The 12,723-nt window shown below is 63.2% G+C and carries 13 protein-coding genes and 1 pseudogene; 9 read left to right on the top strand and 5 right to left on the bottom strand.

Annotated features, from left to right (window positions below; all coding sequences use genetic code 11):
• Positions 1–72: 72 nt before the first annotated feature.
• Positions 73–780, top strand: coding sequence for a ribose-5-phosphate isomerase RpiA (gene rpiA / locus ACSFC7_RS02945; protein ID WP_436346272.1), 708 nt, complete (start codon positions 73–75; stop codon positions 778–780).
• 3 nt (positions 781–783) lie between these two features.
• On the opposite strand, the gene ACSFC7_RS02940 is transcribed toward rpiA, so the two are convergent.
• Both ACSFC7_RS02940 and ACSFC7_RS02935 read right to left on the bottom strand, forming a co-directional pair.
• On the bottom strand, positions 784–1,200 hold the full coding sequence (locus tag ACSFC7_RS02940; protein ID WP_436346271.1) for a hypothetical protein: 417 nt from the start codon (positions 1,198–1,200) through the stop codon (positions 784–786).
• 533 nt (positions 1,201–1,733) lie between these two features.
• The gene (locus ACSFC7_RS02935; RefSeq protein ID WP_436346270.1) at positions 1,734–2,150 is read right to left on the bottom strand and encodes a hypothetical protein; all 417 of its coding nucleotides are present in this window, start codon (positions 2,148–2,150) and stop codon (positions 1,734–1,736) included.
• Between the two features lie 125 nt (positions 2,151–2,275).
• Here ACSFC7_RS02935 and fni point away from each other — a divergent pair, with 125 nt between their 5' ends.
• A complete protein-coding gene (gene fni, locus ACSFC7_RS02930) occupies positions 2,276–3,337 on the top strand; it encodes a type 2 isopentenyl-diphosphate Delta-isomerase (RefSeq protein ID WP_436346269.1) in 1,062 nt (353 codons plus the stop codon).
• Between the two features lie 661 nt (positions 3,338–3,998).
• Here the strand turns inward: fni and ACSFC7_RS02925 are convergent.
• The gene (locus ACSFC7_RS02925) at positions 3,999–4,166 is read right to left on the bottom strand and encodes a DUF1931 family protein (protein WP_005578700.1); all 168 of its coding nucleotides are present in this window, start codon (positions 4,164–4,166) and stop codon (positions 3,999–4,001) included.
• A gap of 1,076 nt (positions 4,167–5,242) precedes the next feature.
• On the opposite strand from ACSFC7_RS02925, the gene ACSFC7_RS02920 reads away from it, so the two are divergent.
• The 6 genes and pseudogenes from ACSFC7_RS02920 (at position 5,243) to ACSFC7_RS02895 (ending at position 9,994) form a co-directional block, all read left to right on the top strand.
• Entirely contained in the window at positions 5,243–5,680 is a 438-nt protein-coding gene (locus tag ACSFC7_RS02920) for a type IV pilin (protein WP_436346268.1), read from the top strand.
• A gap of 466 nt (positions 5,681–6,146) precedes the next feature.
• A pseudogene (locus tag ACSFC7_RS02915) lies at positions 6,147–6,563 on the top strand (type IV pilin); the annotation flags it as partial.
• Between the two features lie 954 nt (positions 6,564–7,517).
• A complete protein-coding gene (larB, locus tag ACSFC7_RS02910) occupies positions 7,518–8,285 on the top strand; it encodes a nickel pincer cofactor biosynthesis protein LarB (RefSeq protein WP_436346267.1) in 768 nt (255 codons plus the stop codon).
• 113 nt (positions 8,286–8,398) lie between these two features.
• Positions 8,399–8,548, top strand: a complete 150-nt coding sequence (locus ACSFC7_RS02905; RefSeq protein WP_436346266.1) for a DUF7563 family protein — start codon at positions 8,399–8,401, stop codon at positions 8,546–8,548.
• A gap of 82 nt (positions 8,549–8,630) precedes the next feature.
• Positions 8,631–8,879 (top strand): GIY-YIG nuclease family protein, encoded by a 249-nt coding sequence (locus tag ACSFC7_RS02900; protein WP_436346265.1) that lies wholly within the window; start codon positions 8,631–8,633, stop codon positions 8,877–8,879.
• An 83-nt stretch (positions 8,880–8,962) separates the two neighbouring features.
• Positions 8,963–9,994 carry a hypothetical protein gene (locus tag ACSFC7_RS02895; protein WP_436346264.1) on the top strand — a complete coding sequence of 344 codons (1,032 nt, stop codon included), beginning with the start codon at positions 8,963–8,965 and terminating at the stop codon, positions 9,992–9,994.
• 48 nt (positions 9,995–10,042) lie between these two features.
• Here ACSFC7_RS02895 and ACSFC7_RS02890 read toward each other — a convergent pair whose 3' ends face one another.
• Entirely contained in the window at positions 10,043–10,636 is a 594-nt protein-coding gene (locus ACSFC7_RS02890) for an NADPH-dependent FMN reductase (RefSeq protein WP_436346263.1), read from the bottom strand.
• A gap of 150 nt (positions 10,637–10,786) precedes the next feature.
• Here ACSFC7_RS02890 and ACSFC7_RS02885 point away from each other — a divergent pair, with 150 nt between their 5' ends.
• A complete protein-coding gene (locus ACSFC7_RS02885; RefSeq protein ID WP_436346262.1) occupies positions 10,787–12,187 on the top strand; it encodes a phosphoglucomutase/phosphomannomutase family protein in 1,401 nt (466 codons plus the stop codon).
• 118 nt (positions 12,188–12,305) lie between these two features.
• Here ACSFC7_RS02885 and ACSFC7_RS02880 read toward each other — a convergent pair whose 3' ends face one another.
• A complete protein-coding gene (locus ACSFC7_RS02880; protein ID WP_436346261.1) occupies positions 12,306–12,626 on the bottom strand; it encodes a hypothetical protein in 321 nt (106 codons plus the stop codon).
• Between the last annotated feature and the right edge of the window lie 97 nt (positions 12,627–12,723).

Below are 12,723 nucleotides of genomic sequence, written 5' to 3'. Positions count from 1 at the left end.
CGGTCGCTCGGCGCACTCGAGTCGGTCCGCGATATTGCAACGTTTTTCCCGTCGCCCCGCGCGATAGTAGGCATGAAGACGGCAGGCGGTTCCGAGGCGGCGAAACGCCGTGCGGGTGAACGCGCAGCCGAGGACGTCGAGGACGGGTTCGTCGTCGGTCTCGGCACCGGGTCGACGACCGCTCACGCGATCAGGGCGATCGGACGAGCCGTCGACGACGGCCTCGAGATTCGCGGTATTCCGACGTCGTTCCAGTCCCGGCGGCTGGCGCTCGAGGTCGGCATCCCGCTGACGACCCTCGACGCGGTCGACGGCGTGGATCTCGCGATCGACGGCGCGGATCAGGTGGTCGACGATCCGGACGCCGAGGCGTACGGCGCGCTGATCAAGGGCGGCGGTGCAGCGCACGCGCGCGAGAAACTGGTCGACGCGGCGGCCGACCGGTTCGTCGTCGTCGCCGACCCGTCGAAACTCGCGGGGGCGCTCGAGCGGTCCGTCCCGGTCGAAGTGGTGCCGGACGCCCACACGGTCGTCGCCGACCGCGTTCGGGCGTTCGGCGGCGAGCCGACGCTTCGCGAGGCCGGCGAGAAGGACGGGCCGGTCGTCACCGACAACGGAAACCTGGTGCTCGACTGTGCGTTCGGGTCGATCGACGATCCCGACGGGCTGGCCGGCTCGCTCTCGCAGATTCCGGGCGTCCTCGAGCACGGGCTGTTCGTCGGGATGGCGGACGTGACGTACGTCGGCAGCGAGGACGGCGTCGAGGTTCGGAGGTACTGAGTCTCAGCCGTTCGGCGCCGACTCGCCGTCCCCCCGCCCGGTCGCACGGACCGCGGCCAGTCCGGCGACGAGGTAACACGCCCCCAGGACGCGCGTTGCGGGGAGTATCCACGACTTCACCTCGAGTTCGTCCGGGTTTTCGTAGGCGAGATCGAGGCCGAACGCGAGGGACTGTCGCGGCACCAGCGCCATGACCAGGCTGAGGACGCTGAGCGGCCGTTTGAGTATCGACGCGTGTTCGGGGTGGCGACCGAGCAGCCAGACGAAGACGAGGCCCTCAAGTCGAGCTATCGAGAGCGTCCACCGTCGCAACCGGCCGGTTTCGGGGTTCTCGAAGGCGAGTCGTTCGGCGGGTTCGACGATTCGGTTCGGGACGATGACCATCACCAGCCCCAGCGCGAGGGCGAGCAGTCGTCGCATACCGTCTCCACGAGCGCCACTGGCAAAAGATTGGTCGCGAGCGACCCGGTTGCCCGAACGATACGCACGGGTGATAGACTGACTTAGCTCTTCGGACCGAGCAAGCCACGCGCGGTGGCGCACGCTGTCGGTCGGCCGAACGAGAGTGAGGACGGCCGACGATATCGTGCGAGGTCGTCGCGAGTAGTGCGGGACCGACGGTCCCGCAGACTATGCGAACGGGCGCTGCGAGGCGGTTGCACCGCCTCGAGTTCGCGGCGCGACGCGCCGCGCACGGCCCGTGAGCAAATATTGCGAGCGACTGCGTGGAAGACGCGAAGCGTCTTCCTTTGGATGAGCGAGTGAAGGGTCTGAACGAGTGAATCGGCTGGGGAGGACGTGGAAACCACTGCCGCCAGCGACAGCAATACGCTCTTCTTCGCGGTAATCACTGCAAAAGCAGGATCGACAGGCACACCTAGCGAGTGAACGGCTGCGTTCGCCGACCGCCGTTTACAGTTCGATTTCGCTCACCGTCTACAGTCGACCTCGAGTCACGCCGTTTCTGCAGTCTCCTCAGAAGGTGGCTCGTCGCTGCGCTTCGAGAGGACGACGACGAGCAGGTAGAGCCCGCCGAGTGCGCGCGCCGCGGGTTCGATCCAGGGCTTCAACTCGAGGTCGTCCGTGTTCTCGTAGACCACTCGCTGGCTGAGTTCGATGGCCGGCTGCGGGAGGGCGATCAGGAACACGCCGGCCAGTCCCAGCAGCGTGCTGACGAGCGTCGAGCCCTCGCGGCCGCGGACGAGCAGCCAGACGAAGAGCAGGCCCTCGAGTCGGGCCCCCCAGAGCGCGTGCGATCTGAGCTGGGCTTCGTTGGGGTTCTCGAGGCCGATGCGTTCGCAGGCGTCCATCACCGGCTGGGGCTTGACGATCTCGAAACAGCCGAAGGCGACCAGGAGTTTCCTGAGCATGCTGTCCGGAGTACGCCGGCCAGCGTGAAAAAACACGAGCTTGAAGCCAGCTGATACGTTGGCCGCGTGGCGTCGATGGACACCTTTTCAATGGCCTCACGCTATCGTTCGATAGAGACGATCCGATGCCCGAAACATCCGACAGGAAAGACGATCACATCCGAATCATCGAGGACGAAGACGTGGAGACGTCCGGCGCGGGCTTCGCCGACGTCGAACTCGTCCACGAGGCACTGCCGGAAATTCACCGCGACGAGATCGATACGACGACGACGCTGTTCGGCCACGAACTGGCCGCGCCGATCGTCATCGAGAGCATGACCGGCGGCCATCCGAACACGACCACGCTCAACCGCGCGCTCGCCGAAGCCGCCCAGGAAACGAACGTCGCCATGGGCGTCGGCAGCCAGCGCGCCGGCCTCGAACTCGACGACGAGGCGCTGCTCGAGTCCTACACGGTCGTCCGGGACGTCGCCCCCGACGCCTTCCTCTACGGGAACGTCGGCGCGGCGCAGTTGCTCGAGTACGACGTGAGCGACGTCGAGCGGGCCGTCGAGATGATCGAGGCCGACGCGATGGCGGTCCACCTGAACTTCCTCCAGGAGGCCGTCCAGCCAGAGGGCGACGTCGACGCCCGAGGCTGTCTCGAGGCGATCGAGCGGGTCGCGGCCGAGCTTTCGGTACCGGTCGTCGTCAAGGAGACGGGCAACGGCATCTCCCGGGAGACGGCCCAGCGGCTCGCCGACGCGGGCGTCGACGCGATCGACGTCGCCGGACAGGGCGGGACGACCTGGTCGGGCATCGAGTCCTACCGGGCCGCCGCCGTCGGCGCGTCGCGCCAGGAACACGTCGGGAAGCTGTTTCGCGCGTGGGGCGAGCCGACCGTCGTCAGCACGAGCGAGACCGCGTCGGTCCACGACTGCGTGATCGCCAGCGGCGGCGTCCGATCGGGGCTGGACATCGCGAAGGCCATCGCCCTCGGCGCCCGCGCGGGCGGCCTCGCGAAGCCGTTCCTCGCCCCCGCGGGGCAGGGTACCGAGGCCGTGGTCGATCTGATCGAGACGCTCAGCCTCGAGTTGCGAACGGCGATGTTCGTCACCGGCTCGGCGTCGGTCGACGAGCTGCAGTCCGCGGAGTACGTTGCGCTCGGGCGGACGAAGGAGTATCTCGAGGAACGACGGCAGTAGTCGACTTTTCGCGTTTGTGGAGTGATTCACGCAACGGGGTCTGACGGAGTTATCGCTTCGGACCGACCAGACCACATGCGGTGGCGCGTGCTGAGCCGGGGCGAACGAAAGCGAGGCGCGAACAGAGTGAGCGCCTCGGAAAGCGAACGGAGAGCGAAGCGATCCGTGAGCCAAGTGAGCCGCGGCTCGAAGGTACGCGAGGGATGAGCGAACGACTGGAAGGAGTGAGCGTTAGCGCGGAACCGGCGGTTCCGCGAACCATCCTCACGGCGCGTAGCGCCGTAAGGAAAAATCGGTTGGGGAGGACGTGGATATCATCGCTGCCAGCGTGAGCAGCATCGCTGATTTCGTCGACCGATCTCCAACTAACCAAGACAAGCACTCCAAGCGAACGAATCGGCTGGGGAGGACGTGGAAATCACCGCCGCCAGCGTGAGCAACACGCCCGTCATCACCTCTTCCTCGTCGAAACAGCTCCGATACACAAGCCAAACGAGCGAGTGATTCGATCGATTCGGATACAGTTTCGAACTCGAGTCCGGACGAACCCGTCGTCCAGACAGCGAGTCGCACCAGCTGCTCGACACACCGTCCGCTCGAGTGCGCGGAAACCAGTGGTTACGGACGTAGCGTCGATAAAATGATTCTCGGTTGGCGTTCCTTACAGGTCGCGGGGCTGGACCGTCTTCCGGTCGTTCGCTTCGGCTCGGCGGGCTGCGTCTTCGAGAAGCTCGTCGACTTCCTCGTCGAGTGCTTCGTAGAAGTCCGAAGCAACGTTTTTGTCATCGAGCGCTTCCTTCACGGCGGCTTTGACGATAAGGTCTGCCATACGGTTTACGGATTCCGCGTAACCTCATATAAAAGCTCTGGTTGTGGGCCGGGATACGGGGGTTGCAGGGGTTGACCCGCCCGTTTCGGCGGCCGAATCCACCGGAAAGTATATGACTGATGAGTCGACGACAGGAATTCGGTCGCCAGAATCGGGGTTCAGTTCGCTCGCGCGCGCTCTGTGGACGCTGTGGCGTCCCTACCGTCGGTTGGCCGCGCGGTCGGTCCGACCCGGCGATTGCAGGGTCGATCGATCGCGACTCGAGGCCGATCGGCCGGGGATCGACACTGGAGCCGTCGGCTGGACGGTACGGGCTGTTACAGCGAGTCGCGTCGCCCTCGAACGAAACTCGTGTTTTACTAGGTATGTTTCTTTACGCACGCACGTCCACACACGTGAGCGCGGAGTGAGGTGTCAACGGTAGTGCTAGATTTCGGGTGGGTCGGCGGTGCTCCAAATCGAGTCGTCGGTCAGACGGCGGGTCGAGTCGGGAGTCGGAGAGCGGGCTCGAGGGAGGGGTTGGACAGTGAACACGCGTCGAGACCGGGGGCCGCTCGAGCGTGCACCCTCGACGTCGCGCTCGGCGTCGCGAGCTCCGCCCGCAACAGGGTGATCGTGCGCTGTGATTGTCGCGTACGAGGCGAGTACCGTCTCCGCCGTGACTGTCGCGTGCGCTGTGGACCGCCGGCTTGGTCGCGTCGCGAGAGCGGTGGGGTGTGCTCGAGGACGATCGGGTTCCAGAACCTGTTATTCGATTGTCGTATTATCAGCTGCGAAACTAGTTATCCCGGATCTCCGAAAGAAAGACGAATCGCAATACGGAGACGACTTCAAGGAGCCACTGGAGGGGTTCTACACCTCCCTAATTATCAGTTGTGAAAGCGGTTACCGTTCAGCGAACAGTCACGGTCCACTAGGTATATGGTCGGTGTGTCTCACTGACCAGATAGCACTGAAAGAACGGCAGGAAGGTGACGCTCGGGTTGGAGTGGTGGATGCCCCAATCCCCCGGCGTCAGACAACAGTTAGACAATCTAACTAATAACCGTTCCGACCGTTCGGGTGCTGAAACAACTATGGATGCAAAACAGATCGGTAAGAAGCTCGTCGGGAACGACGAGGAACGAGCAGTATCGCCAGTTATCGGCGTCATTCTGATGGTCGCGATCACCGTGATCCTCGCGGCCGTCATCGCAGCGTTCGTCCTGGACCTCGGCGACGACATGGGTAGCGGCTCTGTCGACGCGGCCGTGAGTACGGATGTTAGTAACAGCGAGGGGACCGTGGATTTCTCTGTAACCAACATGGGTGACGCAGAAGAGTTCGTGGTCAGAGGAAGTGGTGTCACTAACGATATTGACCTAACTGATTTAGAGAACACTGGCGATTCAATGACTATCGACCACACTCATGCTGACTTAGAGGAGAGTGGATCGGCCAATATTGTTGCTGTTGACGGTGATTCTGAGAGCCAGATTGGTAGCTTCGAATGGGACTTCAGCGGCGTTCCCTAACCCCGTAGAACTGGAAGTTGCTGTTTCAATTTTTAAATTGGTCTATGATCGGATTGCCAGACATAGAGAAAAACTCAGATAGTGCTATCAATATAACACTCATTGGACCCTGATTGCAGTACTTTAGTTACAATAGTTGATTGGGTCAAACCCCAAATAGTATTGCCAGCTGAAATTTCGATAATCGAACCAGAAAAACATTCTTCCAATAAGTTCAAACTCGTACTGGAGTAGTTCTATCAACACTTGGAATCCGGTTCTGAGCGTGTATTCATTTTGCAACACATTCACCATTACTGAAGTATATATGGATGTAGTGGATACGTTGCTACCAGCACCGAAATCGAACGGCAGGAAGGATGATTGGTGGGATTGCTGTGGGCTCTCCCCATTCACCACGTGTCGGATAGTGGTAGTAGACCACTGTGAACACATATCCACGTCCGTTCAGGTGCTGTGAGACAACATGAATTTAAAAACAATCGGTAAGAAGCTCGTCGGGAACGACGAGGAACGAGCAGTATCGCCAGTTATTGGTGTCATCCTGATGGTTGCCATTACGGTTATTCTTGCAGCCGTGATCGCAGCCTTCGTGCTGGACCTGGGTGACGACATGGGTAGCGGTTCGGTCGATGCGGCAGTGACTGAGGATGTGAGCAATAGCAATGGAGAAATCAAGTTCTCCCTCACTGAGAGTGGCGATGAAGAAGAGTTTGTTCTCCGAGGGAGTGGTGTTGATACTGATGAAGTTGAGTTAAACGTTGAGAATACCGGTGATTCGGTAACACTGGGAGAGACTGATGACTTAATGCCGAGCGGTTCTGCCAATATAGTTGCTATTGATGGCGACGCTGAGAGCACTATCGGGAGCGTAGAGTGGGACTTTGACCCAACCGTAAGTGTCGAAGAGGATGGCAGTGAACTGGTTCTCACTCTTGTCGCGACTGGTGGTGAAGATGAAGGTGACTTTGAACTCAGAGGCTCCGATCTCGACACCGATCCAACATCATTGGGCTTTAGCGAAGTTGGTGATGAATACAGACTTAGCTCGAGTGACGTAGATGACGATCCTGGTTCAGCAACTATTGTTGTTGACGGTGATTCTGTAATTGAAATCGGTAGTATCGAGTGGGACTTTAGCTAATATCGAATAAAATCACTATTCTCGATCTTTTTTGGATTTTATTAGTATAGTTGCATGATCAACTGTGACCTGTACCATTAAACTCTACAACGGCCATTGCAGTTATTGGACATGAGTAAGCCACCGTATGAGCCGACAGAACCGAGTATATCGAAGGTTTCAATCCTTCCTTGGATCGATTCTATCTACCCCTGATTATCATCTCTGAAACTGACATTAGCTCGAATGACATTCACGATACTTGGGATATAAATGTGTGTAGTCAACTGGTTGCTATCAGCACCAAATCCGAACGGCAGGAAGGGTGACGCGTAGGAGGGTTGGTGTAACCAGACTCTCCGATGGTCAGACGGTGGTTCCATACTACCGCGAATAAGCGAGGTGATTCAGTAACAATTGAAGCAAGTGACGACGTTTTGGATGGTAGCGATGGTTCTGTTAATATTGTCGCCGTTGACGGCGATGCAGAGAGCACTATTGGTAGCTTCGAGTGGGAAGGCTGGTAACAGAAGCTAATCTCATACAATTCGCTGCTTTCGGCTTTTTTAAAGGACATACAAATTGATTCCTATTAGATAGTGTCTCTACACGTATGAACTCTTCCTCAAATTAATCTTGAACGGTCCAATCTCAATATCCATCTTCTCCACCAAACCCAACACCTTCGAGTACACCCACCACCCAACTCCCCACATGCGCGAACTCCTCGAGGCCGTCGCCGACGGCCGCCTCTCCCCCACCGAAGCGGAAGCCGAACTCAGGGGCTACGCAACCAACGCAGCGGGCCGGTTCGACGCGGCCCGACAGCACCGCCGCGGGATTCCGGAAGCCATCCTCGCCGAGGGGAAGACGCCCGCCCAGGTCGTCGCCCTCGCGGAAACCGCCCTCGAGACCACCGGCCGGGCGCTGCTGACCCGCACCGACGACGAGCAGGTCGACGCGCTCGAGGCCGCACTCGAGGACACTTACCCGAACGCGACCGTCGAACGCCGGGGGACGTCGGTCCGCGTCGTCACCGCCGATTTCGACCAGCCGTCGCTGGACGCGACGGTCGGCGTCGTCACCGCGGGCACCGTCGACGGCCCGGTGGCCGACGAAGCCGAACTCGTCCCCCGCGACGCGGGGGCGACGATCGACCGCGTCGAGGACGTCGGCGTCGCCGCCCTGGACCGCACGCTCGATCAGGTCGACCGGTTCCGGGCTGCCGACGTGCTGATCGTCGCCGCCGGCCGCGAGGGAGCGCTGCCGACCGTTATCGCCGGCCTGGTCGATACGCCCGTGATCGCCGTGCCGGTCTCGAGCGGCTACGGCTTCGGCGGCGACGGCGAGGCCGCGCTGGCGGGACTGCTCCAGTCCTGTACCGTCCTCTCGGCGGTCAACATCGACGCCGGCTTCGTCGCCGGCGCGCAGGCGACCCTCATCGCCCGGGCCGTCGACGGCGCTCGCGACTCGAGTCCCTGATATCGACAAAAAATTCTCCCAAATCAAAAACGCCGAACAGCGTATGGGAAAGGCTTTTTATCTAATCACCTGTACGTACAGGTACCGGCCGAGGCCGGTGTGACCATTGCCCAATGCCCACCTGTGATCACTGCGACGCGCACGTTTCCGAGCGCTTCGCACGCGTCTTCGCCGACGAAAACGGCGAGATCCATGCGTGTATCAGTTGCTCGGCGAACGCCGGGATCGCGGAAGCCGCACGGGACCGCGCTCGCGGTACCTGATCCCCGTTCGAGCATCGCGACCGACGACCACACGCCCCCACTCCGTGGCGCTTTTTATCGATCCCTCCCCTACCGTGAGCCGATGGCCGACCACGTCGTCTACGTCCTCGAGTGCGCCGACGGCTCACTCTACACCGGCTACACGACCGACCTCGAGCGGCGGGTCGCCGAACACGACGCCGGCGATGGCGCGAAGTACACCCGCGGGCGCACGCCCGTCGAACTTCGGTACCACGAGCGGTACGCCTCGAAATCGGCCGCCATGTCCCGCGAGTACGAGATCAAACAGCTCTCCCGCCGACGAAAGGAGCGACTCGTCGGCCTCGAGTGATCCCGCCGCCCGTCCGTTCGGCGTAGAATTCTATCACGAAATCCCCAAAAAATAGATACCGCGGCGCTCCATGGTGAGACAGTATGGAGATCGACATCGCCGAACTCAAACAACCGGAGTACACCGGCGAGAACCGGTGTGAGCCGTGTACGATACTCAACCTCGCGATCGCCGCCGTGGTCGGCTCGCTCGTGGCCCGCAAGACGAAACTCGGCGGGCTGGCCGCGGTCGGCGTCTCGATCGGACTCATCTACCTGCGGGGCTATCTCGTCCCCGGCACCCCGACGCTGACGAAGCGCTATCTGCCGCCCGAAGTCCTGCGCTGGTTCGGCAAGGATCCCGAGCCCGAGCTGGCGAGCGGCTTCGGCGGCGTCGAGCCCCCGAACGACGCCGGCCCGTCTGACGTCGCAGCCACCGACGCATCGGATGGTACCGCCGGCGGCCGGACCGAGCCGACCGATATCGCGGTCGACGGGACCGAAGCGACCGACGACGCGGCCGGAGACGCCGCCACCGAGGCCGAAGACGCCACCACTGAGGCCGAAGACGCCGCCGCCGAGGCGGAGCCCGAACCGGAACCGCTCGACCTCGAGACGTTCTTCCTCGAACACGACGTCCTCGAGCCCTGCGCCGACAGGGACGACCTCTGTCTCACCCCGGATTTCGAGGCCGACTGGCTCGAGGCGATCGAGGACGTCGACGCGGCCGGCGTCGACGCGACAGTGACGATCGACGCCTTCGGTTTCGACGCCGATCCCGAGGCGTTCGACCTCGAGTCCCGCGACGAGGCCCGGCTACTCGTCGGCGAACACGGTATCGCCGGCCGCTGGCCCTCCCGCGCCGCGGTGGTCGCCGACGTCGCCGCCAGTCGCGTCCTCGAGACGTGGACGCCCGGCTGGGACGCGCACGAACCCGAGACGAAGGGGCAGGTGCTCAACGGGCTTCGGATGTTCCTCGAGACCTGCCCGGGCACCGGCGGCGAGATCAGCATGGACGAGGAGGTCGTCGAATCCTGCTGTACCTCCCACGACGTGGTCGCCGTGACCTGCGACGAGACGGGCGAACGACTGTTCGAGCAGCGGGTCAACACCTCCTCGAGCCGGATGCGGCGGTAGCGCTCGAGCGATACCGAGACGGCGACTCGGATCGTGAGTGAGCGCGGATCAGTCGTCGGCCGCCGCGGATCGGGAGGACGTGACGCTCGGTTCGATGAACGCGTACTCGGCGAGGTTTCGGCCCAGTTTCTCCACTCGCTCCTGCAGGTCCGGATCCCGGAACCGGCGGCCGTCGATGGCGTCGGGATCGGCTTCGAACTTCCCGGAAGCGTTCCGAAGCCCGACCTGATGGGGCAACACCCAGCCGTGGACGCCGCGAACCGTAATCCGCAGGTGATCGAGCGTCGAGCCGTAGCTACCGCCGCCGGCGGTCGCCAGCAGGCCCACGGTCGTATCCTCGTACTCGTCCCAGCCGCAGTAGTCGTGGAAGTTCTTCAGCGCCCCCGAGTACGAGCCGTGGTAGACGGGCGTCCCGAGCGCGACGGCGTCGGCCTCGCGGACGAGCCGCATCGCCTCCTCGGCCTCGCCCTGTCCGTCGACGTCGGGATCGTAGACGGGGAGGTCGTACTCGCCCAGATCGAGCAACGTCGTCTCCGCGCCGGCGTCGGCGGCCGCCTCGAGGGCGTAGCGCAGCGCCGTGCGCGTGTAACTCGACTCGCGGAGGCTGCCGTTGACGGCGACGATGGAGGGAGTCTCGGTCATGGTCGCGCTACGGTAGCAGTCCGGAAAACGCCGTTGATCGCCCGTACAGGCGGATCCGCTCCCCGAGTCCCGATTCTCGCCGCTCCGGTAGTGCTGCGGGATCTGCGCGACGGCGTCGCCTTTTTCGCGCCCGACGACGAGAACACGCGTATGGAGACGATCAGCTTCGGCACCGACGGCTGGCGGGCGACGTTAGAGGAGTTCACCACGCCGCGCGTGCGGATGGTCGGACAGGCTGTCGCGACGTACCTGCGGGACGAGGGGCTCGAGGCCTCCGTCGTGGTCGGCTACGACGCCCGCGAAACCTCGCGCGGGTTCGCCGAGGAACTGGCTCGCGTGCTGTGTGCGAACGGCTTCGACGTGATCATGCCAGACCGCGACCGGCCGACGCCGCTGGTCGCCCACGCGATCGTCGAGCGCGAGCTGGCGGGCGGCCTCGCCATCACGGCCTCGCACAACCCGCCGGAGTACAACGGCGTCAAGTTCATTCCCGAGGACGGCGCACCGGCCCTGCCCGACGTCACCGACGCCATCGCGGACCGACTCGCCGAACCCGACCCCCTCCCCGAAGCCGAACACGGCACCGTCGAGGAGGTCGATCTCGTCACGCCCCACGCCGACGCCGCGATCGAGCTGGTCGAGACGATCACCGGCAGCGCGGACCTCTCGGATGCGGACCTGACGGTCGCCTACGACGCCATGCACGGCAGCGGCCGCGACACGACCGACGCCCTGCTCGAGCGCGCCGGGGCCTCCCTCGAGTGTCTGCGCTGTGCGCGCGATCCCGAGTTCGGCGGCGGCGCACCCGAACCCGCACCGGAGAACCTCGAGGCGCTGATCGATCTCGTCACCGGCGACGGGACCGACCCGAGCCTCGGGATCGCGAACGACGGCGACGCGGATCGAATCGCCATCGTCACGCCCGAGCGCGGCTATCTCGACGAGAACCGCTTCTTCGCCGCGCTCTACGACTACCTGCTCGAGGACGATTCGGGAGCCGTCGTCCGAACCGTCTCCACGACGTTCCTGATCGACCGCATCGCGGAGGCCCACGGCGAGACCGTCCACGAGGTCCCGGTCGGCTTCAAGTGGGTCGCCGAGGCGATGGCCGACCACGACGCCCTCGTCGGCGGCGAGGAGTCCGGCGGCTTCACCGTCCGCGGCCACGTCCGCGAGAAGGACGGCGTTTTGATGGCGCTGCTCGCGGCCGTGATGCACGCGGACGAACCCCTGGACGAGCGCGTCGACCGGCTCCTCGACGACCACGGCACCGTCGTCCAGAACAAGCGCAGCGTGGGCTGTCCGGACCACGAGAAGGAGCGGGTCCTCGCCGATCTCGAGGACGAAATTCCCGAGGACGTCGCGGGAACCTCGGTGGAGAGCGTCAACACCGCCGACGGCTTCAAACTCCAGCTCGCCGACGGCTCGTGGCTCCTCGTTCGCCCGAGCGGGACCGAACCCGTGTTGCGGGTCTACGCCGAGGCCGAAGACGAGGAGCGGGTGAGCGAGTTGCTCGAGGCCGGAACGGAGTTAGTCGAGCCGTTGGTCTGAGACCGAGACGCGGTATCGGCTCGACTCCTGCCACCGACTCGGCGCCGGCGCTATCGTCGAGTCGCAGGGTGCTGATATCGAACTCGCTACCGGGTACCGACTCGTACGGCCGGCCGTATTACTCGTCGTCCTCGAGCGATTCGCCGACGCGGTCGTCCGGGTCCCAGTAGTACTCCTCCACGAAGTACTCCGGCCGCGATTCGAACACCCGAAGCTGTTCGTGGAACTCCTCTTTTCGTTCCCGGGCCATCTCTCGAACGCGCTCTAGCTCCGGATCGTACTCCTTCGCCGCTTCGGCTTCCCCTTCGACGTCCGCCCAGCCGTTCCGAAGCTCCCGTAACGAGCGTTCGATCTCCCGTTCGTCCTCGTTCCGCCGGCGCTCGTCGTACTCGGCGAGCCGATCCAACAGGTACTCGTCCGCCTCGTCGACGTCCGCCAACCGGGACTCGATCGCTCGCCACGCGGCGTTCGCCTTCTCGACCGGATCGTCCCCGCTCGAGCGGCTCCACCCCGGTACGAGACGACCCAGCAGCGAA

This window comes from Natronorubrum halobium (assembly GCF_051351675.1).
GTDB lineage: Archaea > Halobacteriota > Halobacteria > Halobacteriales > Natrialbaceae > Natronorubrum.
The sequence above is the reverse complement of the archived record's forward strand: the minus strand, read 5'-3'. Positions and strand labels throughout refer to the sequence as shown.

Excerpts from the sequence above, each read along its gene's own strand:
- rpiA (WP_436346272.1), top strand. The coding sequence starts at position 73 with ATGAAGACGGCAGGCGGTTCCGAGGCGGCGAAACGCCGTGCGGGTGAA.
- ACSFC7_RS02900 (WP_436346265.1), top strand. The coding sequence starts at position 8,631 with ATGGCCGACCACGTCGTCTACGTCCTCGAGTGCGCCGACGGCTCACTC.
- ACSFC7_RS02925 (WP_005578700.1), bottom strand. The coding sequence starts at position 4,166 with ATGGCAGACCTTATCGTCAAAGCCGCCGTGAAGGAAGCGCTCGATGAC.
- larB (WP_436346267.1), top strand. The coding sequence starts at position 7,518 with ATGCGCGAACTCCTCGAGGCCGTCGCCGACGGCCGCCTCTCCCCCACC.
- ACSFC7_RS02890 (WP_436346263.1), bottom strand. The coding sequence starts at position 10,636 with ATGACCGAGACTCCCTCCATCGTCGCCGTCAACGGCAGCCTCCGCGAG.
- ACSFC7_RS02885 (WP_436346262.1), top strand. The coding sequence starts at position 10,787 with ATGGAGACGATCAGCTTCGGCACCGACGGCTGGCGGGCGACGTTAGAG.
- ACSFC7_RS02895 (WP_436346264.1), top strand. The coding sequence starts at position 8,963 with ATGGAGATCGACATCGCCGAACTCAAACAACCGGAGTACACCGGCGAG.
- ACSFC7_RS02905 (WP_436346266.1), top strand. The coding sequence starts at position 8,399 with ATGCCCACCTGTGATCACTGCGACGCGCACGTTTCCGAGCGCTTCGCA.
- ACSFC7_RS02920 (WP_436346268.1), top strand. The coding sequence starts at position 5,243 with ATGGATGCAAAACAGATCGGTAAGAAGCTCGTCGGGAACGACGAGGAA.
- ACSFC7_RS02935 (WP_436346270.1), bottom strand. The coding sequence starts at position 2,150 with ATGCTCAGGAAACTCCTGGTCGCCTTCGGCTGTTTCGAGATCGTCAAG.
- fni (WP_436346269.1), top strand. The coding sequence starts at position 2,276 with ATGCCCGAAACATCCGACAGGAAAGACGATCACATCCGAATCATCGAG.
- ACSFC7_RS02940 (WP_436346271.1), bottom strand. The coding sequence starts at position 1,200 with ATGCGACGACTGCTCGCCCTCGCGCTGGGGCTGGTGATGGTCATCGTC.